The organism is Hydrogenophaga laconesensis, assembly GCF_031457235.1.
GTDB classification, from domain to species: Bacteria; Pseudomonadota; Gammaproteobacteria; order Burkholderiales; family Burkholderiaceae_C; genus Hydrogenophaga; species Hydrogenophaga laconesensis.
Window position 1 is genome coordinate 177,961 of the sequence record NZ_JAVDWE010000008.1, and the last position, 20,482, is coordinate 198,442.

19 protein-coding genes are annotated in these 20,482 nt (G+C 68.1%); 7 read left to right on the top strand and 12 right to left on the bottom strand.

The window, feature by feature from the left end; all coding sequences use genetic code 11:
* Positions 1–2: 2 nt before the first annotated feature.
* From J2X09_RS15410 to J2X09_RS15450, 9 genes are read right to left on the bottom strand one after another with little or no spacing between them, the layout of a single operon-like run.
* Complete coding sequence (locus J2X09_RS15410) at positions 3–1,688, bottom strand: flotillin family protein (RefSeq protein WP_204734274.1); 1,686 nt, start codon at positions 1,686–1,688, stop codon at positions 3–5.
* Positions 1,685–3,031: an ABC transporter ATP-binding protein gene (locus J2X09_RS15415; RefSeq protein ID WP_204734275.1), complete on the bottom strand. Its 1,347-nt coding sequence runs from the start codon at positions 3,029–3,031 to the stop codon at positions 1,685–1,687. Before J2X09_RS15415 ends, J2X09_RS15410 begins: the two co-directional genes overlap by 4 nt.
* A complete protein-coding gene (locus J2X09_RS15420; protein WP_204734276.1) occupies positions 3,018–3,815 on the bottom strand; it encodes an ABC transporter ATP-binding protein in 798 nt (265 codons plus the stop codon). The genes J2X09_RS15415 and J2X09_RS15420 overlap by 14 nt, the downstream gene beginning before the upstream one ends.
* Positions 3,816–3,819: 4 nt before the next feature.
* Positions 3,820–5,070: an ABC transporter substrate-binding protein gene (locus tag J2X09_RS15425; protein WP_204734277.1), complete on the bottom strand. Its 1,251-nt coding sequence runs from the start codon at positions 5,068–5,070 to the stop codon at positions 3,820–3,822.
* 22 nt (positions 5,071–5,092) lie between these two features.
* Positions 5,093–6,160 (bottom strand): branched-chain amino acid ABC transporter permease, encoded by a 1,068-nt coding sequence (locus J2X09_RS15430; RefSeq protein WP_204734278.1) that lies wholly within the window; start codon positions 6,158–6,160, stop codon positions 5,093–5,095.
* Positions 6,157–7,104 carry a branched-chain amino acid ABC transporter permease gene (locus J2X09_RS15435; RefSeq protein ID WP_204734279.1) on the bottom strand — a complete coding sequence of 316 codons (948 nt, stop codon included), beginning with the start codon at positions 7,102–7,104 and terminating at the stop codon, positions 6,157–6,159. The genes J2X09_RS15430 and J2X09_RS15435 overlap by 4 nt, the downstream gene beginning before the upstream one ends.
* A 13-nt stretch (positions 7,105–7,117) precedes the next feature.
* Complete coding sequence (locus J2X09_RS15440) at positions 7,118–8,395, bottom strand: metal-dependent hydrolase family protein (protein ID WP_204734280.1); 1,278 nt, start codon at positions 8,393–8,395, stop codon at positions 7,118–7,120.
* Positions 8,396–8,416: 21 nt separating this feature from the next.
* The gene (locus J2X09_RS15445) at positions 8,417–9,196 is read right to left on the bottom strand and encodes an alpha/beta fold hydrolase (RefSeq protein WP_204734281.1); all 780 of its coding nucleotides are present in this window, start codon (positions 9,194–9,196) and stop codon (positions 8,417–8,419) included.
* On the bottom strand, positions 9,193–10,074 hold the full coding sequence (locus J2X09_RS15450) for a fumarylacetoacetate hydrolase family protein (protein WP_204734282.1): 882 nt from the start codon (positions 10,072–10,074) through the stop codon (positions 9,193–9,195). Before J2X09_RS15450 ends, J2X09_RS15445 begins: the two co-directional genes overlap by 4 nt.
* Positions 10,075–10,276: 202 nt before the next feature.
* Between J2X09_RS15450 and J2X09_RS15455 the strand changes: the two genes are divergently transcribed.
* A complete protein-coding gene (locus J2X09_RS15455; RefSeq protein WP_204734283.1) occupies positions 10,277–11,128 on the top strand; it encodes a helix-turn-helix domain-containing protein in 852 nt (283 codons plus the stop codon).
* Between the two features lie 16 nt (positions 11,129–11,144).
* Here J2X09_RS15455 and J2X09_RS15460 read toward each other — a convergent pair whose 3' ends face one another.
* The 3 genes from J2X09_RS15460 to J2X09_RS15470 form a co-directional block, all read right to left on the bottom strand.
* Positions 11,145–11,507, bottom strand: coding sequence for a hypothetical protein (locus J2X09_RS15460; RefSeq protein ID WP_204734284.1), 363 nt, complete (start codon positions 11,505–11,507; stop codon positions 11,145–11,147).
* A 131-nt stretch (positions 11,508–11,638) separates the two neighbouring features.
* A complete protein-coding gene (locus J2X09_RS15465; protein ID WP_204734285.1) occupies positions 11,639–12,403 on the bottom strand; it encodes a class II glutamine amidotransferase in 765 nt (254 codons plus the stop codon).
* Positions 12,404–12,409: 6 nt separating this feature from the next.
* Positions 12,410–13,918, bottom strand: coding sequence for a DHA2 family efflux MFS transporter permease subunit (locus tag J2X09_RS15470; protein ID WP_204734286.1), 1,509 nt, complete (start codon positions 13,916–13,918; stop codon positions 12,410–12,412).
* Between the two features lie 136 nt (positions 13,919–14,054).
* Between J2X09_RS15470 and J2X09_RS15475 the strand changes: the two genes are divergently transcribed.
* The 6 genes from J2X09_RS15475 (at position 14,055) to J2X09_RS15500 (ending at position 20,475) form a co-directional block, all read left to right on the top strand.
* The gene (locus J2X09_RS15475; RefSeq protein WP_204734287.1) at positions 14,055–15,173 is read left to right on the top strand and encodes an AI-2E family transporter; all 1,119 of its coding nucleotides are present in this window, start codon (positions 14,055–14,057) and stop codon (positions 15,171–15,173) included.
* Between the two features lie 134 nt (positions 15,174–15,307).
* Positions 15,308–15,976: a response regulator gene (locus tag J2X09_RS15480; protein ID WP_204734288.1), complete on the top strand. Its 669-nt coding sequence runs from the start codon at positions 15,308–15,310 to the stop codon at positions 15,974–15,976.
* Positions 15,973–17,400: a sensor histidine kinase gene (locus tag J2X09_RS15485; protein ID WP_204734289.1), complete on the top strand. Its 1,428-nt coding sequence runs from the start codon at positions 15,973–15,975 to the stop codon at positions 17,398–17,400. Before J2X09_RS15480 ends, J2X09_RS15485 begins: the two co-directional genes overlap by 4 nt.
* Positions 17,401–17,530: 130 nt before the next feature.
* Positions 17,531–18,511 carry a Bug family tripartite tricarboxylate transporter substrate binding protein gene (locus J2X09_RS15490; protein WP_204734364.1) on the top strand — a complete coding sequence of 327 codons (981 nt, stop codon included), beginning with the start codon at positions 17,531–17,533 and terminating at the stop codon, positions 18,509–18,511.
* Position 18,512: 1 nt separating this feature from the next.
* Positions 18,513–18,959: a tripartite tricarboxylate transporter TctB family protein gene (locus J2X09_RS15495; protein ID WP_204734290.1), complete on the top strand. Its 447-nt coding sequence runs from the start codon at positions 18,513–18,515 to the stop codon at positions 18,957–18,959.
* Between the two features lies 1 nt (position 18,960).
* Complete coding sequence (locus J2X09_RS15500; protein WP_204734291.1) at positions 18,961–20,475, top strand: tripartite tricarboxylate transporter permease; 1,515 nt, start codon at positions 18,961–18,963, stop codon at positions 20,473–20,475.
* Positions 20,476–20,482: the final 7 nt, after the last annotated feature.

The following is a 20,482-nucleotide window of genomic DNA, read 5'->3' on the forward strand; positions in this document are numbered from 1 at the left end:
CTTCAGTCCTGCGCACCGTCCCTGGGCCGAGCGGTCCGGGGTTGCGCGAGGTTGGCGGCCAGACGGTCCGCGCCGGACATGTCCACACCGATCTCGTTGAGCAGGTTGTCGATCAACGGTGCTTGTGCGCGGTAGCGCAGCGCCGAGTTGACGACCTGATCGCTCAGTGCACCACCGGCTTCCGCCCCTCCCGCTGCCGCCTGGCCACCGAGACCGTCAACGCTGAGAATCTTGATGCTCTCGATGTGCTCCAGGGGGCGCACCGACTCGCGCACGATGCCCTCCACCTTGTCCAGCAGCTTGTGCCGGAAGCCCGACACGCGCGCCTCGGGCGAGAGTACGTTGTGCGCCTCGTTCATCTGCCGCTGGGCATCGGCCTCCATGCTGGCGCGCACGCGGGCGGCTTCGACGCGGATGCGTTCGGCCTGTGCATCGGCTTCGGCCTGCATGCGCACCACCGTGCCCCGGCCCTCGGCCGCGTCCTTCTCGGCGTCCACCGCCAGCTTCAGGCGCAGCGCTTCTTTTTCTCCGGCCTGGGCGGCCGCGATCAGCTCGATGGCCTTGGCGCGCTCGGCAGCCTCGGTCTGGCGCGCCGTGGTCACGCGTTCCTCGGCCGCCACGGCCAGTGCCCGGGCTTCGTCGGCCGCCGCGTGCGCCTCGGACTGTGCTCGCGACTGCTCCGCCACGGCGATGGTGCGCTTCTGCTCGGCCAGGTCTGTGGCCATGCGCCGCTCGATCTCGGCCGCTTGCAGTGCCAGGTTCTTGTGAATGCGGTCTTGCTCCAGGGTGAGCTCGGATCGGATGCGCGCGGCTTCGATGGCCTGCCGGGCGGTGATCTGCACCTGCTCGGCCTCGCGTTCGTGCTCGGCGCGCTCGCGGTTCACCTCCGAACGCTGGCGCGCACGGGCCACCTCGACCTCGCGCTGCTGGGACAACCGCGCGTACTCGCTCTCGCGGTCGATCTCCAGCACCAGCTTCTCCGACTCGAGGTTCTTGTTGCGGATCGCGATCAGCGTGTTCTGCTCGACGTCGTTGCGCTCCTTCTTGCGCTGTTCTATCTGCTCGGTGAGCCGCGTCAGGCCTTCTGCATCGAAGGCGTTGCCGGGATTGAAGTAGGCGATGTCGGCCTGCTCCAGTTGCGTGAGCGAGATGGACTGCAGCTCCAGCCCGTTGGAAATCAGGTCCTGCGCCACCGACTCGCGGACCTGGCGTGCGTACGTGCCGCGCTTCTCGTGAAGGTCTTCCAGCGTGGTGTCGGCTGCGATGGTGCGCAGCGCATCGACGAACTTGCCTTCGATGAGTTCGCGCAGCTTCTCCGCTTCGAGCGTGCGGTAACCCAGCGTCTGCGCCGCGGCGGCCACCGCCACGGCGGAGGCCTGCACGCGCACGAGGAATTCTGCCGTCACGTCCACGCGCATGCGGTCGCGGGTGATGAGGGCCTGTTCCTGTCCGCGCCGCACTTCCAGCCGCAGGGTGTTCATGTTGACGGGCGTCACCTCGTGCACCATGGGCAGCACGAAGGCGCCGGCATCGAGCACCACTTTCTGGCCACCCAGGCCGGTGCGCACGAAGGCGCGGTCCTTGGAAGAGCGCACATAGAGCCGGCGCACGATCCACAGCAGGATCGCCACCACGATGACGAGCGCGATCAGGCCCAGCAGGAAAAAGCCGAATTGGGAGGTGTTCATGGTTGTGTCCTTCGCATGCGTTGAATGTCTGTGTCGTGCCGGGCGGCGGTGATGGCCTGCACCGCGCCCGCCACCAGGTGTTGGGCCATGCCGCCAGCGCCGTGCGGCGGCGCGCTCAGCACGGTGAGGTCGGCCGGGGTCTGTGGGAGCGGGCGATCGGTCACCAGGACGCGCGGCAGCTCGGTCGGCAGCGCCTGCGCCGTGGCCAGGCCACGGCTGGCGAGCGTGCCGTGCGCGATGACCAGCAGCGCCCCGATGTCGCCGCGCGATCGCAGGTAGGCGCGCAAGGCATCCTCCGGCTCGCGGGCGTAGCCCATGATCTCGGCGTGCCTCACCTGGGCCGTGCTCTGGGTGGTGTCGCCAATCTCCAATGTGACCACGCGCGAGCCGCTGCGCTCCAGCCCGCTCAGGGCTTCCGTCAGCAGGGGGTCGCCCGGCACGAAAGCACCCGCGAGATAGACCGCTGGTGCCTGCACCCTGGTGGGTGTGGCCACGCGAGCGGGTGCGGTGTCGGCATGGCCGAAAGAGCGCACCACGCGCAGCACCGGCACGCGGTGACGTGGTGGTGCGTGGTCCACGGCGGGGCCGTCGTTGTCGGGCGTGTCCGCCTCCTGGCTGGCACCCGCGCGCAGGCCGAGCATGCGTTGCTGCAAGGCCGGGTCCGCTGCGAGCTGGGCGGCGGGCAGTTCGTGGGCGATGCGGCCATTGACCATGATCGCCACGCGGTCCGCCACCTCCAGTGCCACACCCAGGTTCTGCTCGATCAGCAGAACCGACATGCTGCCGTCGTCGGCGAGCTGGCGCAGCAAGGTGGCCACCTGTTCCACGATCACCGGGGCCAGGCCTTCCGTGGGTTCGTCCATCACCAGCAGGCTGGGGTTGAACAGGAGGGCGCGGCCGATGGCCAGCATCTGCTGCTCACCGCCGGAGAGTTGCGCACCGCCATTGCCGCGCCGCTCGGCCAGGCGCGGGAAGGTCTGGTAGACCCGCTCCAGTGTCCACGCGCCCTGGCGCGCCGTGCCACTGGCCAGGCGCAGCGTCTCGTCCACCGTGAGCGAACGCCACACGCGCCGGCCCTGGGGCACGTAGCCGATGCCGGCGTGCGTGATCTGGTTTGCGGGCAGGCCCAGCACCTCCCGCCCATTGAAGCGCACCGAGCCGCGCGCCGGCACCATGCCGGTGATGGCTCGGCACAGCGTGGTCTTGCCCATGCCGTTGCGCCCCACCACCGCGAGCACGCCCTTGGGCAGGGCCAGCGACACCTGTTGCAGCACGTGTGCCTTGCCGAAGAACACGTCGAGGTTGTCGACGCGCAGGATCTCGTTGCCGTCAGTGGTGCGCATGGCGGCCCTCTCCCATGTAGATGGCGTGCACGTCGTCGTTGGCCTGGATCTCGTCGGGCGTGCCGTGCACCAGCACACGCCCGTTGTGCATCACCGTGACCTGTTCGGTCACGGTGAGGGCGATGTCCAGGTCGTGTTCGATGATCAGGAAGCCGATGTGGCGCGGCAACCCGCGCAGCAGCGCGACGAGCTCGCGGCGCTCGACCGGCGAGAGGCCGGCAGCCGGCTCGTCGAACAGGATCAGGCGCGGAGAGCCTGCCAGTGCCATCGCGATTTCGAGCTGCCGTTGCTGTCCATGTGACAGGTCGGCCACGAGCGTGTCGGCGATGGTGTCGAGCCGCCCCATGGACAGCAGCGTCTCGACCGCGTGCGGGGAGGGCCCGCCACGGGCGGCGCGCACCAGGCTCAACCGGCCGCCGGCCACGCCGCGCACGGCGAGGAACAGGTTGTCGCGCACGGAAAGCTGGCGGAACAGCAGCGAGGTCTGGTAGGTGCGGCGCAGGCCGCGCCGCACCCGCTCCTGCGGGGGCAGCGCGGTCACGTCCTCGCCGAACAGGACAACGCGGCCGGCCGTGGTCGGAAAGTCACCCGTGATCGCATTGAACAAGGTGGTCTTTCCGGCACCGTTGCTACCGAGCACGCCATAGCGCTGCCCCGCCGTCACGCAGAAGGAGACGTCGTCGATCGCGCGCAGCGAGCCGAAATGGCGGCTGACGCCGTGCAGCTCGAGTGCGTGGCCGGACAGAAAGCCGGGCGCGGGCGCTGGTGTGCTCACGGGGTCCATGGGTTTACTTGCACTCGGGGTTGGTGCGGCTGCCCAGACCCATCTTGTCGAACTCGGCCTGGCTCAGGCCGAGCGTCTGCGACACGTTGGGCACCACCCTCACCAGCTTGTTGTAGAGCGAACCGTCGGGCGCCTTGGCCACCTCGGTGAGGTAGTTGTTGGCGATGGCATTGCGGTTGCCGTCGAGTTTGATGTCGCCGGTGGGCGACTTCAGCGTCATGGTGGAGAGCGTCTTGCGCAGCGCCTCGTGATTGTTCGACAGGTCGCCCTTCACGGCATCCAGCGCGTCCAGCGCGGCCTTGGTGTTCACGTAGTAGCCCTGCGCGAACGACGAAGGCGTGGCGAAACCGTCCTTGAACGCGGCGCGGTAGTCGGCCACGAACTTCTTCCAGCTCTCGTCCGGTGCGGTGTCGGCGATCGGGCCGGCCGATGGCGTGCCCACCAGCGAGTCGCGTGCCTTGCCCTTGTAGCCCAGCACGGTCTGATCCACCGTGGTGGTGCCACCGATGAGCGGCTTGTTGCCACCAGTCTGCTCGTACTGCGTCAGGAAGTTCACCGCGTCGGCACCGCCAAGCGCCACGAAGATCGCGTCGATGTTGGTGGGCAGCTTGGCGATCACGGACGAATAGTCCTTCGTGCCCAGTGGCACCCACTGCTTGTCCAGCACCTTGCCGCCCGCCTTGCAGTACTCGACCATGAAGCCCTGCACCTGCGAGTAGGGGAAGGCGTAGTCCTCGGCCACGACGACGACCGACTTGTAGCCCTTGGCGAACGCGTGCGAACCCAGGCCGGCCATCCATTGCGCGCCGTCCATCGAGAAGCGGAAGAAGTTCGGTGCCTGGTTGCGCAGGGTCGTTTCCTGCGCGGCGGAGGTGCCGTTGACGAAGGTCACGCCGGGATGGTTCTTCGCATAGTCCTTCACGGCGATGCCCTCGGAGCCGGACAGCGGTCCGACCAGGATCTGCACCTTGTCCTGCTCGACCAGCTTGCGCGCGGCGCTCACGGCAGAGTCCGGCCGGCCGCTGGACGATCCCTTGACCAGTTCGATCTTCTTGCCGGCCACCATGTGGTTGCGTTCCTTGAGCGCGAGTTCGACGCCGCGCATGCCGTCCTGCCCCATCACGGTGAAGGCGCCTTCGAGCGTGGCGAGCGCGCCGATCTTGATGGTGTCCTGCGCTTGGGCCCCGCTGGCGAATGCGGTCAAGGCCGCCGCCATGGCGATGGGGGTGATGGTGGTGAGAGAGGTGAGGTTCATGATGTCTCCAGTGGTTGGTGGTTCAACGTGACGCGCCCGGACCCTGACCACGCTGCGCAACCGGGCGAAGGGCGTTGCGCAGGCGTTCCCATAGACCCAGCAGGCCGTCGGGCGAAAACAGGACGATCAGCAGGAACACCGCGCCGATGAGCAGGTTGAAGCGTTCGCGGTCGACGAAGTCGATCGCGAAGTTGCCCAGCAGCACGAACAGCGCGGCACCGATGTAGGGGCCGACGGGGTGGCGCATGCCACCGAGCACGGCGATCACCAGCACGTTGATGAGCGCGCCGGTGCTGATGCTGTCGGGCGAGACGCGCTGGTTGTAGTAGACGAACAGCACGCCACCGGCTCCCGCGATGAGGCCCGCGATGGCATGCGCCAGCAGCCGGTGGGCGGTGACGTTGAAGCCGAGCGACGCCATGCGGCGCGGGTTGTCGCGCACACCCTGCAGGCCCACGCCGAACGGCGAGCGAACGATGTAGATGACACCCAGCACCGCGAGCAGCGCCACCGCCAGGGCCAGGTGGTAGAACACGCGCGGCTGGCTGGCGTCCAGGCCGAGCACCATCGGCGGCGTCACCGTGGAGAAGCCCTGAAACCCGTTGAACAGCGCGTGGTTCTGCTGCGTGAGGTAGAAGAACGCCACGCCGATGGCCAGGCTGATCATGATCGTGCGGATGCCCTCGGTGCGGATCGACAGCGCACCGATCAGCAACGCCATGAGGGTGCTGGTCACCAGCGCCAGGGTGACCGTGAGCCACGGTGCCCAGCCCAGACTGATCTCCGTTACCGACGAACTGCCGACGATGGCCACGGTGTAAGCCGCGACCCCGGCCACCGTCATCTGCGACAGGCTGACCATGCCACCGTAGCCGGCGAGGAAGGTCAGCGACAGCGCGATGGTGCCGAGCACCAGCGTCTGTGCGCCGATCTGGAAGACGAAGAACGGCGTGGCCAGCCAGGGGTAGATCAGCAGCGCGGCCAGGCACAGCACGGCCTTGACCGCCCAGGCCTGCTGGCGTGATGTTTCCTTGGAGGACGATGGCAGGGCCAGGCGCTCGGCCGGGCTGCTCAGGCGGGGATCGCTCATCGCTGGCTCCCCACGATGCCCTCGGGCCGGAAGGCCAGGGCCAGCACCAACAGCGCGAAGGTGAACACCACGCCGTAGGTGGGTGCGTAGGCCAGTCCGAAGGTCTCCGCCAGACCGATCAGCAGGGCGCCGATGGCCGCGCCGTAGATGCTGCCGATGCCGCCGACGATCACCACCACCAGCGACGCCAGTAGGTAGCGCACGTCCTCTCCCGGCGAGATCGAGAGCACGGTGCCCCCGATCACGCCACCCAGGCCGGCCAGGCCGGCACCGATGGCGAAGGTGGCCGCGAACACCAGGTGCACGTTCACGCCGCTGGCCGACAGCATCTGCCGGTCGTCCACGCCAGCGCGGATCATGAGGCCCACGCGGGTGCGGTTGAGCAGCGCCCACAGCAGCAGGCCGATGCCCACGGCCGCCACCAGCACCAGCACGCGGAACGTCGGGTAAGCGCTGACGATGGGCATCGGCATGCGGCCGGTCATCCATTCCGGCGCATCGAACTGGTAGACATCGCCGCCCCAGAACCACAGCATGAGGTCGGCCAGCACGATCGACAGCCCGATGGACACGAGGGTCTGGCGCATGTCCTCGCCTTCCATGTGGCGGAACACCAGCAGCTGCATGGCCAGGCCGGTCAGCGCGGCGGCCAGCGTGCCGGCCAGCAGGGCCAGCAGCCACGAGCCCGAGGCCTGGCCGATGCTGTAGCCAACGTAGGCGCCGAGCAGGTAGAGCGAGCCATGCGCCAGGTTCACGATGCGCATCAGCCCGAACACCAGCGTGAAGCCGCTGGCGACCAGGAAGTAGAGCGCCGCGAGCGTGAGGCCGTTGAGCAGGGTGAGGGTGAACAGGCGCGCGTTGCTCGCCAGGCCTGCGGCGCAGGCCGCGAGCAGGAGCAGCCCGCAGGCGCTCCAGAGCACGCGCTGTGGTAGGCGACGGGTCATGGTGCCGTGCCTCTCAGCGGTTGCGCTGTCGCGGATCGCTGACCACGGGCGACTTGTGGAACTTGCCATCGATCATCACGGCCAGCAGGCGGTCCTGCTTCTGCAGCACGGTGATGTCGGTCAGCGGATCGCCGTCGACCAGCAGCAGGTCGGCCAGGAAGCCAGGGCGGATCTGGCCAAGTTCGTGGGGCCGCATCATCATGCGACCACCCTCGCGGGTGGCCGCGAGCAGCGTGTCCATGGTCGACATGCCGATGTACTTCACGAAGTACTCGAGGTCCATGGCATTCGTGCCGTGCGGCATCCAGGCAAAACCGTAGTCGCCGCCAGGCAGAATCTTCATGCCGCGCCGGTACATCTTCTTCAGCGTCTCGATCGCGGCCTCGAGCTCGCGCACGTAGCCCATCTGCTCGGCCACCTCGGTGGTGATGCCGTACTCGGCGGCGTTGTAGCTGGTACGGATCAGCCACGCGAGGCCGGGGGCGAAGAAATGCTTGTCCTGGTTGGCCTGCATCATGTCCAGGGCTTCCTCGTCAGCGAAGCTGCCGTGGTAGATCACTTCGATGCCGTGGCGCACGCACTGCTTGAGCGACTCGGCCGAGCGGGCGTGCGCGGCCACGCGCTTGCCCGCTCGCCTGGCTTCGCGCACGGCCATCGCGATCTCCTCATCAGAGAAAGGTGTGGCTTCCGCCGGAATGCCGGCGATGTACTCGCCCGACAGGTTGAGCTTGATCGAGTCCACGCCATGGCGCAGGAACTGGCGCACGCAGCGGCGCATTTCCTCCGGGCCGGAGACCACCGCGCCGAAGTTGAGCTCCTGGAACGGCAGGTGGGGTGGGGCTTCGTCGGCGAGGCCGCCCTGCACCGTGATCTCCTGCGAAGCCGCAAGGTACCGTGGACCGGGGAAGTGCCCGCTCTTGATGGCCTCCCTCACCACCACGTCCAGCCGGGGTTTGGCCGCAGCAGCCCCCACGCAGGAAGTCCATCCCATGTCCAGGTAGCGCTTGGCCAGGCGCACCGACCACAGGGTGTGTTCCTCGGGCGGCATCATGGCGATGGCCGCCAGGGTGGGCTGGTCGTTCCACGAGAAGTGTGTGTGCGCCTCGGTCATGCCGGGCATGAGGAAGGCGCCCGCGGCGTCGATGACCTGTTCGGCCGACGCGCCGGTGGCGCCGCTGCTGCCGCGCCGCACCTGCGAGATGCGGTTGCCTTCGATCAGCACCTCGCCGGTGAAGGGCTCGGCGCCGGTGGCGTCGAAGATGCGCGCGTTGGTGATGAGGATGTTGTTCATGCTTGTCTCCAGAAATCCGGTTCAGTGCCGGGCCAGAAAGCTGCCCAGCAACTGGGCGCATTCGGCGGGTCGCTCGAAGGTGGTCCAGTGGCCGCAGCGGTTGAGCACCTCCACCTGCGCATTGCGCAGCCGCGATGCCATCTCGCGCACGTTGCCGGGCGGGGCCACACCGTCCTCGTCGCCCGTGACGAGCAGCACCGGGGCCGTGATTTCTTCCAGGTTGGCCGACTGCGCGGCGGCCAGCGCGTCGCAGCTGCGGCTGTAGCCCATCGGGTCCTGCCGCATCACGCTTTCGCGCACCAGCGCCACCGCGGCGGGCTGTGTCTCGCGCGTCAGGCCCGAGGTGGCCGCATTGACGATGGCATCGGCGATGTCCTGCATGGCCACGCTGCCTTCGGCCGCCTTCGCGGCACGGGCGCGGATGTTGGGGCGTGCGGCCTCGGGTGGACAGGCGAGGGGGCCGAACAATGCCAGGCTGCGCACCATGTGCGGTCGCTGCGTGGCGAGGTGCTGGCACACGATGGTGCCCAGCGAATGCCCCACGAAGTGCGCGCTGCCGATGTCCAGCCGCTGGCACACCGACACCACGCTGTCCACGAAGCGCTGGATGCTCAGCGCGCCCGACACGCCACTGGAGCGCGCGCTTCCCGGCAGATCGATGCGGACCACGCGGTGGCCGTTCATGGCGCGCATCACCGGTGTCCAGTTGTTCGAGGAGCCGCCCAGGCCGTGAATACAGACGATCGGCGTGCCTTCGCCATCGATCTCCACAGCCAGACCGTCAAGGTACTGTGTGCTCATGCGGCGTCTCCGACGAAACGGTTCTCGATCGCGCCGATGCCATCGATCTCCACGCGCACGCGGTCGCCCTGGCGGAGGTAGGTCGGCGGTGTCATGCCCATGCCCACGCCGGCCGGCGTGCCGGTGGCGATGATGTCGCCCGGGTACAGGGTGATGCCGCGCGAACAGGTGGCGATCAGCGTCGGGATGTCGAAGATCAGGTCGGTGGTGAGACCGTCCTGGCGCAGTTCGTCGTTGACCCAGCAGCGCACACGCGTGCGTGTGCCGTCGAGCTCGTCGGCCGTCACCACCCAGGGCCCCATCGGGCAGAAGGTGTCGAACGACTTGCCCATGTCCCACTGCTGGTGGCGCATCTGCACATCGCGCGCCGTCACGTCGTTCACCACCGTGTAGCCGAACACGTGGTCCAGCGCCGCTGCCGGTGTGATGTTCTTGCCGCCCTTGCCGATCACCACCGCGAGCTCGGCCTCGTAGTCGATTTGCGACGAGACGCCGGCGGGGATCAGCACCTCGTCGTACGGACCGACCACGCACTCCGGCACCTTGGTGAAGACGATGGGCCAGCGGCTCGGATCGTTGTCGTTGTTCTTGAACACCGATCCGGAGAGTTCGGCGGCGTGCGCGCGGTAGTTGCGTCCCACGCACCACACGTTGCGGCGTGGCAGGGGCAGGGGCGCGTCCAGCTGCACGGCGTCGAGTGCCATGGCGGCACCGCTCGTTGCGGGCAGCGGATGGCCGGCGGCCAGCAGTTCGATGACCGACAGCACACCGCGCGACGTCTGCTGGGGCGACAGCGCGATGGGCGTGACCTGCTGGCGGTCGGTGTCCACCAGTCCGACATGGCGTTGGCCGTTGGCCAGATAAGTTGCGAGCTTCATGAAGCGTCCTCTGAGTTGTGTCCTTGCCTGTTGGCAGGGACGCACTGTAGGAACGCTGGCGCGATCGCGCTTATCGAAAAATCTGCCCGCGTATCGCAGAGCCTGGCTGCGAACTAGGGGGTTTCCCGAACCGGCTGCCGCGATGCATTGCAAAAAGGAGGCGCATGTCGATGATGGCGCCAGACGAGACAAACACAGAACCATGGAAGACGCGTACGCCATCCACGAGGGCGCTTTCGGGCGCGCCATCGTGCTTGAAACCCGGCAGAGCCTGGTCGCGCATTCGCACTCCGAATCCCAGCTGGCCTTGTGGCTCGGTGGCGCGCGAGCGGTCGCCCGTATCGGGTCGGAAGTGGTGGCCTACAGCGAGGACACGGCGCTCGGATCGAATGCCTTCGAGCTGCACGACATGAGCCTGCTCGACGACGGCCCCTGCGTGTTCCTGCTCTTCATGGTCTCCAGCGAATGGCTGGAAGAGCGGCGCAAGGCCACCGGCCGCCCGTTCATGTTTCTCTCGCCGCGCGTGTCGATCGATGCGAGCCTGCGCCAGGTTTGCTGGCGCCTGCTCGATCTCATCATCACCAAGTCGGGGCCGTCTCAGGCGGTGGACGACGAGGTCGAACGCCTGCTCACGGCCGCCGTGGGGGCATCCATGTCGTCGCCCGCCGTGCCCCGGCCGCGCGCGCTTGGCCCTGCGCTGGACCATCGGCTGCGCGCCGCGATCAAGTACATGCGGGAACACGTGTCCGAGAAAATCACGCTGGACGAGATCGCCGCGGGCGTGGGCCTTTCCCGCGCTCACTTCTTCACCTTGTTCCGAGACCAGCTCAACACCACGCCGCAGGTGTTCTGGAGCGCCGTGCGCGTGGAGGAAGCGATGCGGCGCATGGTGCAGGACGAGGTGCCCGTCACCTCGCTTGCGCTGGATCTCGGATTCTCCGCGCCGGGCAATTTTTCCCGCTTCTTCAAGGAGATCACGGGCGCGTCCCCCACGACGTTCCGGCGGGCTGCGCGCCTGCAGGCGCCCACCACGCTCACCGGGCAGTACCGCTGAGGTCGCGCCCGCCGCGTCAGCCCAGCGGGTACCGCGCGTTGGCCCTTTCCACAGAGGTGTTGGTGTAGAGCGCGCTCAGGTCGAGCCTGGCCGCGGCGAGCTTGTCGTCCACGCTGGCCAGGGCGCGGAAGGCCGTGTTCGCGCCTCTGGCGGGGAAGCTGCCGTCGGGCGAGAGGGAGCCCTTGGCCGCCATGAAGGCATCGATGTAGAGGGAGCGGTTGCCGAGCAGGTAGCTCTTGGGCACGGCCTTGATGATGTCGCCAGGGCCTGCTGCCTGGAGCCATCTGTTGGCACGCGCGATGCCGTTGGCCAGCGCCTGTGTCGTGTGGGGATACCCGTTGATGAAGGACTCGTGTGCGTACAGGCAGGCCGCTGGCATGGGGCCACCACACCGTTGTCCGCGCCCACGCCGGCGATGTGCACATCCAGCCCCTCTGCCTTGACATAGCCCAGTTCGTCGGCGATCGGCGCGATGGCAGCCCGGGACGCTGCCCCGCCCCACCCGGAACATCACGGCAGGGGCAGGCCGTCCACGAACACCTTGAGCTCGTCGGGCTCGAAGGCGGTCCACTGTTCGTTGCTGGTCAAAGGGGTGGTCACCACCACGGCGGCGCGATCGCCCGGGTGGTTGAGTTCGGCGAAGTTCACTGTCCAGTCCTGGTCCATCAGCGTGGCCTGGGCAAACGGGTGCTGGCGCACCAGCCAGTGCAGTTTGGTGCTGCAGTGTGCCCACAATGCCTCGCCATTGGAGAGCAGGAAGTTGAAGGTGCCGAAGCGCCTCACCTGCGGCACCAGTTCGCGCAGCGTGAGGGTGAGCTCGCGCACGTCGGGCAGGCCGGCGTGGGACTTGGCGAGTTCCTGCATCAGCCAGCAGAAGGCGCGCTCGCTGTCGGTGGTGCCCACCGGGCGGAAATGGCTGTGCAACGGGGGGGCGTAGTCTTTCAGGTCACCGTTGTGCGCGAAGACCCATTGCCGGCCCCAGAGCTCGCGCACGAAGGGGTGCGCGTTCTCCAGCGTGACCGCGCCCACCGTGGCCTTGCGCACGTGCGCGATGATGTTGCGGCTCTTGAGCGGGTACTGCTGCAGGAAGGCGGCCATCGGCGAGTCGGACGCGCTCTGGTGATCCACGAACAGCCGCAGGCCCTTGCCCTCGAAGAAGGCGATGCCCCAGCCGTCGGCGTGGTGGTCGGTCCTGCCGCCGCGCTGGCAGAAGCCGGTGAAGCTGAAGGCCGCATCGGTCGGCGTGGCGCAGTTGAGTCCGAGCAGTTGGCACATGGGGGTCTATTGTGAAGCGTGCGGCGTGGCCCCGGGTTTGAGCCTCAGCGCGGCGGTCAGTGCGAGTGCACAGATGGCGGCCAGCATGAGAAAGGTTTCCTCGAACGCCATGATGCGTTCGGCCGTGGCGGCACCGCCGGTGGTGATCTGCGCGCCATGCGCGGCCAGGCGCCATTCGAGCACGATGCCGCACAGGCTCACGCCCGCCGCACCGCCGAGCATGCGCAGGAAGTTGATCACGCTCGCGCCCTGCGCAATGTCGACGCTCTGCAACCCGCGCATGGCGCCGATGTTGAGCGACGGCAGGATGAAGCCGAGGCCGATGCGGCCGAGCACAGCCCACGCGACCAGCAGCGCGAAGATCTGCGTCGGCCGGCCGGGATCGAGCGTGACCATGAGCGCGAACGAGGCGCTCAGCAGCACCAGGCCGATGCTCACGAGCCGGTGCGTGGGTTGCCGGTCGGCCAGGCGGCCCACCATGGCGATGGTCACGGCCAGCACCAGACCGGCGGGCAGCAGGATGCTGCCGACGTAGGAGGCCGACAAGCCCAGGCCGCTCTGGATGTAGACCGGCAGCAGGTAGGTGGAGCCGAACAGGGCAATGCCGTAGATGAAGGCGACGATGCTGCCCATCGCGAAACGTCGGTCCTTGAACAGCGAGAGGTTCATGAGCGGATCCACGCCCTGGTCCGGCTGCTGCCGCCGGGCCCGCAGCGTGCGCCGCTGCAGTCCCACGAAGGCCACGAGTGCGCATGCCGCGCCGGCCAGGAGCGCGGCGGCCGTGGCGGCGGCGCCCCCGTGCAGTTCCACCAGGCCGTTGAGCAGGCACAGCGTGCCGACAGCGGCCAGCAGCAGGCCAAGCCAGTCCAGGCCCGAGCCCTGTGCATTGGCGGCCACGCCACCGGGCGAGGTTGTGGGCACGTAGCGGTGCGCCAGCCACAGCGAGGCGATGCAGAACGGCACCACCATGAAGAAGATCGAGCGCCAGCCAAAGGCATCGACCAGCAGCCCGCCGATGCTGGGGCCCAGCGCAGGCGCCAGCACCACGCCCATGCCGAAGATGCCGCTGGCGCGGCCTTGCTCGTGGGGCTGGAAGGCGCGCAGGATGATGATGGCCGGAATGGGTTGGACCACGCCTGCGGCCAGGCCTTCGGCCACGCGCGCCGCCAGCACGAGCGGGTAGTCGTTGGCGAAGCCGCCGGCCACGCCGCCCACCATCAGCAGCCACATGCAGCCGACGTAGGTGCGGCGGTAGCCGAAGCGCGAGAGCAGCCAGGGCGTGGTGAGCATGGAGACCGTCATGGCCGCCATGAAACCGGAGGTGACCCATTGCGCGCGCTCCTGGCCGAGCGTGAAGTGGTGGCTCATGTCGGGGATCGCCACGTTGATGACGGTCGACGACATGATGGCCGCCATCGTGCCCACCATCACCGACAGCAGCAGAAGCCATCGGTAACGCTCGCCGTGACGCGCGCGCAGCGCAGGCAGGGAGTGGTCACTGGACGGAGGGGTCATGGGTGCTGGGGCCGTGGTGGCGGTCTAGCTTAGCGCCTTTGCGTGTCGGTCCGAAGGCTGCAGGTGGAGGTGGGCACGGTGGGGGGTCGGGTATATTGCCCCAGGTCTGCCCTCTGCCTTTGTGGTTCCTTCCTCCATGCAACCTGTCCCGCACGCATCACTGATCATTCGCGGCGTGCTGCTGCTGATCGTGGCGGCCGGCGTCTACTTCTTCCGTGGCTTCCTGGTGCCGGTGCTGGCTGCGCTGATCATCGGCTTCGCCAGCTGGCCGCTGTACCGGCGCGGTGTGCAGGCCTGCCGGGGCAACACGATGCTCGCCGCCAGCCTGGCGTTGCTGATCGTCATCGGGGTGCTCGTGGTGCCACTCACCATGGCGCTGCATTACGCGCTCAAGGAAGCCGGTACGCTCGTGGCCTGGCTGCTGGAGGTCAATCGCAACGGCGCACCGCCGCCGCATTGGATCGAGGCACTGCCCTGGGTCGGCGAGACCCTCGCCGCCTACTGGCGCGAGCACCTGGGCGACCCACATGCGCTGGGCGACTGGGTCCAGATCCTCAGCGGCCAGCACATCGGCAACATCTACCGCATGGTGCTCAGCGCCACCGGCGACGTGGTGAACCTCGCGCTCACGCTGCTGTTCATGCTCATCACGCTGTTCTTCGTCTACAAGGACGGCGCGCGCATCGCCGACCAGCTCGACGCCATTGGCGAACGCATCCTGCCGCTGCAATGGCAACGCTTCTCCCGCGTGGTGCCGGCCACCGTCAGCGCCACGGTGACCGGCCTGGGCCTCATCGCCATCGGTGAAGGTGTGGTGCTGGGGCTGGCGTACTGGGTGGCCGGTGTGCCCTCGCCGGTGCTGCTGGGCGTGGTCACCGGTTTCATGGCGCTCATTCCCGGTGGCGCGCCGCTCTCGTTCACCCTGGTCTCGCTCTACCTGGTGGGTTCCGGTCAGCTGCTGGCCGGCGTGGGCCTGTTCGCCTGGGGCTCGATCGAGCTGTTCATCGTCGACAAGACGCTGCGTCCGCGCCTGGTGGGCGGCCCCGTGAAGCTGCCTTTCCTGCCCACCTTCTTCGGCCTCGTGGGCGGCGTGAAGACCATGGGCATCGTCGGCCTGTTTGTCGGACCGGTGTTGATGGCGTTGCTGGTGGCGATCTGGCGCGAATGGGTGCTGGGCATGACGCAGGCCCCCGTCCCGCCACTGGTGCTGCCACCGGATGCGGGGTCACCGCGAGATCCGCCCACCAGCCCCTGAGGCGGCCCGTGCCTGCGACGGGGCGGGTAAACCCGGGCGATCCGGGGTGGCCGCTGAAAGCGGCCTGAAAGCGCCTTCGTCCTACCATGGAGAGGGCCCACGGGTGTGGGCGTCCAGAACTGCGACGGTGCTCCATGCGAATCCTGCTTGCCGAAGATGAACCCGAACTGGCCACCTGGCTCGTCAAGGCCCTGGGGCAGAACGACTTCCAGGTGGACTGGGTCAACGACGGGCGCATGGTGCGTCGCAGCCTCAAGGCCACGCGTTACGACGCCCTCATCCTCGACCTCGGCCTGCCTTCCCTGGACGGGCACGATGTGCTGAGCGACCTGCGGGAGGCCGACCAGCGCCTGCCCGTTCTGATCCTGACCGCGCGCGACTCGTTGCGCGAGCGGGTGGATTGCCTTCATGCGGGCGCGGACGACTTTCTCGCCAAGCCATTCGACGTCGCCGAACTGGAAGCGCGCCTGACGGCGCTCATCCGGCGTGCCCGTGGCCAGGAGCACCCGCGTTTCGCGTGCGGCCCCCTGGGCTATGACAGCGCCACCAGGCAGTTCAAGGTCCATCACGAGCCGTTGGGCCTGACGCCGCGCGAGCACGCGGTGCTGCGCGCGCTCATCCAGCATCCGGGTGAACCGCTGTCCAAGCGCGAGTTGCTGGAACGGGTGTTCTCCGACGAACAGGACGTGCACCCCGAAGCCATCGAGGTGCTGATCCACCGCATCCGCAAGCGGCTGGAGAACACACCTGTGCGGGTGACGACGCTGCGTGGCCTGGGCTACCTGCTGGAACTCGCGCCATGAATCCGGCGAAGTGGCCGCTGGTGAGCATCCGCCGCCTGCTGCTGATCCTGCTGCTGCCCGGCATGCTCGTGGTGGGCGCGGCCGAGGTGTGGTTGTCCTGGCGCACGGTGAACGACGCGGCCGATGCCGCCTACGATCGCTCGCTGCTCGGCGCGGTCAAGTCGATCGACTCCAGCATCTCCACCGCCAGCGGCGGGCTCGGGGTGGAGCTGCCGTACCGCATGCTCGAGTTCTTCGAGCTCACCGCGCAAGGCCAGGTGTTCTACCGCGTGGCCACCGAAGACGGGCTGGTGGAGATCGGCAGCCCGGACCTGCCACCGCCGCCCTCGCCGCTGGAAACCGGCCGCCCCCAGTTCCATGAAGGCGAGTACTTCGGCCAGCCCGTGCGCGTGGGCAGCTACGCGCGCGAACTGAATGAACCGCTGGCGGGCAAGGCGAGGTCCCAGCGCATCGTGATCCAGGTGGCCGAAACGCTGGACGCGCGCAACGACTTCCGCCGCGGGCTGCTGCTTCGCACGCTGGCGCGCGATCTGCTGCTCATGCTGCTGGCCACGGGCCTGCTCATCCTGTCGATCACCTGGGCCATGCGTCCGCTCGTGCGGTTCCGCCAGGAGGTCGAGGGCCGCCCGCCCGAAGACCTGACACCGATGTCGCCCGATCGGGTGCCGGCCGAGGTGCTGCCGCTGGTGCACGCCATCAACCACCACATCGAACGCAACCGCGAACAGGGTGAGGCGCGGCGCCGCTTCGTGGATGACGCCTCCCATCAACTGCGAACACCGCTGGCCACCCTGGCCACCCAGGTGGCGTACGCGCAGCGCGAAAGCGATCCGCAAGGCCAGCGCGAGGTGCTGGCATCGATCCGCCTGCAGCTGGAGCAGACCATCCAGCAGACCAACCAGCTGCTGTCCATGGCGCGGGCCGACGGTGCGCCCCTGGTCTTCCAGTCGATGGACGTGGCGCGGCTGGCGGAGTCCGCCACGCGCCAGTGGTGGGCCAGCGCGCGCGAGCAGTCGGTCGACCTCGGCTTCGACGGGCCGGACCAGGCGATCCCGCTGCGCGGTGACCCCGACCTGATCGGCGAGGCGCTCTCGAACCTGCTGGTGAACGCGATCCGCCATGGTGGTGCCGGTTGCCGTGTGACCCTGTCCGTGCGCTCGATGCCGGCTTCGCCGGAAAAGCCGGCGCATGTCCGTTTGCGCGTGGTCGACGATGGCCCGGGCCTGCCGCCCGAAGACCTGGCCCGGGCCGGTGAACGTTTCTTCCGGGGGCAGGCTGCTTCGGTGCCCGGGTCGGGTCTGGGTCTGGCCTTCGTGCGCACCGTGGCGCATCGCCATGGCGGGCACATGGTGGTCTCGCACGGGCCAGGGGGGCGGGGCCTGCAGGTCGACGTGCACCTGCCCGCGTTGGGCGACCCCGCGTGATCCCGGGTTTACCCCGAGGTTTGCGCGCTGGCGCTGAAAGCGGCTTGAAAGTGCCGGCTTTCTACATTGGGCACCCGGCATCCCTGAATGCCGTTGTTGAACCCACCGTTCGAGGAGACACACCGTGAAGATGACCAGGCACCTGCTGATGACCGCCCTGTCGGTCTGCGCGATGGGCGCGTTCGCCAACCCGCTGGCCAAGACCGAGTGCATCGCACCGGCCAAGCCGGGGGGTGGTTTTGACCTGACCTGCAAGCTGGCCCAGAGCGCGCTGCAGGATGGCAAGGTGATCAGCGACCCGATGCGCGTCACCTACATGCCCGGTGGCATCGGCGCGGTGGCCTACAACACCATCGTGGCGCAGCGCCCCGACGCGGCCAGCACGATCGTGGCGTTCTCGGGGGGCTCGCTGCTGAACCTGGCGCAAGGCAAGTTCGGTCGTTACACCGAGAACGACGTTCGGTGGCTGGCCGCAGTGGGCACCGACTACGGCGCCGTCGTCGTGGCCGAGAGCTCACCCTTCAAGTCGCTCAAGGAAGTGATGGCTGCCATCAAGGCCGATCCCACCAAGGTCGTGCTCGGTGCCGGGGGCACAGTGGGCAGCCAGGACTGGATGAAGGCCGCACTCACCGCGCGCGCCGGCGGCGTCAATCCCAAGACCATGCGCTACGTGGCTTTCGAAGGAGGCGGTGAAGCGCTCACCGCCCTGCAGGGCGGCCACATTCATGTGTTCACCGGCGACGCGGCCGAATCGCTGCAGCAGCGCAAGGCCGGCGCCAAGATCCGCATCCTGGCGGTGATGCACGACAAGCGCCTGCCAGGCGACCTGGCCAGCGTGCCGACCGCCGCGGAAGAAGGCTTCCCGGTCGAGTGGCCCATCGTGCGTGGCTTCTATGTCGGCCCCAAGGTGAGCGATGCGGACTACAAGGTGTGGGCCGACGCGTTCGCGAAGGTGCTGGCCACCCCGGCCTATGACAAGCTGCGCGATGAACGCGGCCTCTTTCCCATGGCGCTCACCGGTGCACCGATCGATGCCTATGTGAAGAAGCAGGTGGAGGGCTACCGCAAGCTCGCCGAGGAATTCGGCCTCTCGACCAAACCGGCGAACTGACATGAGCGACCGGGTACTGGGCGCGGTCTGCGTCGGCGTGGCTGCGGCCATGGCATGGGCTTCGCAGGGTTATGAGGCCGCCTATTCCTACGAACCCCTGGGTCCCCGGGCGTTCCCGCTGCTGCTGGCGGTGGGCCTGGGCCTGAGCGGGCTCTGGCTGGTGCTGCGGCCGTCGATCGGTGTCGAGGCCTTCCGGGGCGTGCCGTGGAAAGCCACGGCACTCTGTGCGGGCGCGGTGCTGCTGTACGCGCTGCTGTTCCAGCTGCTCGGTTTCGCGCTCGCCACCACGCTCTTGGCCCTGCCCGTGGGCCTGGCCTTCGGCGGCAGCTGGAAGCAGTCGCTGGCCGGGGGGGCGGTGCTGGGCGTGGGCTTTCACTTCGTGTTCGACAGGCTGCTGGACGTGACCATGCCCACGGGCGTGCTGTCCTTTCTGCTGGGAGGTTATTGAAATGGACACCTTACGGCATCTGCTGGACGGCTTCGGCGTCGCTTTCAGCCCGGTCAACCTGCTCATCGCCGCGATCGGCTCCTTCATCGGCACCGTGGTCGGCCTGCTGCCGGGGCTCGGGCCCATCAATGGCGTGGCCATTCTCATGCCGCTGGCCTTCGCGATGAAGCTGCCGCCCGAAGCCTCGCTGATCCTGCTTGCGGCGGTCTACATCGGCTGCGAGTACGGGGGGCGCATCTCCTCCATCCTGCTCAATGTGCCAGGCGACGCCGGTGCGATCATGACCGCGCTGGACGGCTACCCGATGGCGCGCAAGGGCCTGGCGGGCGTCGCCCTGTCGATCTCCGCCTGGAGCTCCTTCGTCGGTTCGCTGGTGGCCACCCTGGGCATCGTGATGTTCGCGCCGCTGCTGGCCGGCTGGGCGCTGTCCTTCGGCCCGGCCGAGTACTTTGCACTCATGTGCTTTGCATTCGCCTGCATTGCGGGCCTGATGGGCGACGCGCCCGTGAAGGCCGGGGTGGCGGCGCTGATCGGCCTGGCCATGTCCAGCGTGGGGCTGGATTCCAACTCTGGCGTCTATCGCTTCACGGGCGGCGACGTGCACCTCTCGGACGGGATCCAGTTCGTGGTGGTCGTGATCGGCGTGTTCTCCATCAGCGAGATCCTCCTCATGCTGCAGGAGCACCACAGCAACGCCGGTCTGGTGACGCAGACCGGCCGCATGATGTTCAACCTGCGCGAGATGGCCCACACCTGGTGGAGCACGTTGCGCGCCAGCGTGGTGGGCTTTGCGGTGGGTGTGCTGCCCGGCGCCGGCGCCACTGTGGCGAGCGCCATGACCTATGCCATGGAGAAACGCCTGATCGACAAGGAAGGCACATTCGGCACCGGCGACATCCGCGGCGTGGCCGTGCCCGAGGCCGCGAACAACTCGGCCGCCACCGGCTCCTTCGTTCCCATGCTCACACTGGGTGTGCCGGGGTCGGGCACCACGGCGGTGATGATGGGCGCGCTCGCGCTCTACAACATCACGCCGGGACCCGCGCTGTTCAGCCAGCAGCCCGATCTGGTGTGGGGCCTGATCGCCTCGATGTTCCTGGCCAACATCATCCTGCTGGTGCTCAACATCCCCATGGTGGGCATCTTCACGAAGATCCTCAATGTGCCCAACTGGGTGCTGGTGCCAGGCATCCTCGCGGTCTCCAGTGTGGGTGTCTACGCGGTGCACGCGACCACCTTCGACCTGCTGCTGATGGCGGCGCTCGGCTTCGCGGCCTACCTGCTGCGCAAGCAGGGCGTGCCCATGGCGCCGCTGATTCTCGGCTTCGTGCTCGGCCCGCTGATGGAGCAGAACCTGCGCCGCGCGCTCTCGATCAGCAATGGAGACGTCCATATCCTGGTGGGCAGCCCGATCTCGATCGGCCTGTGGGCCACGGCCGCGCTCATGCTGGTGGTGCCGGTCGCGCTGCGGCTGAAGGCGGGCCGCGCCCGTGGGGTGGTGAGCCCGGCGCCTTGATCCAGGT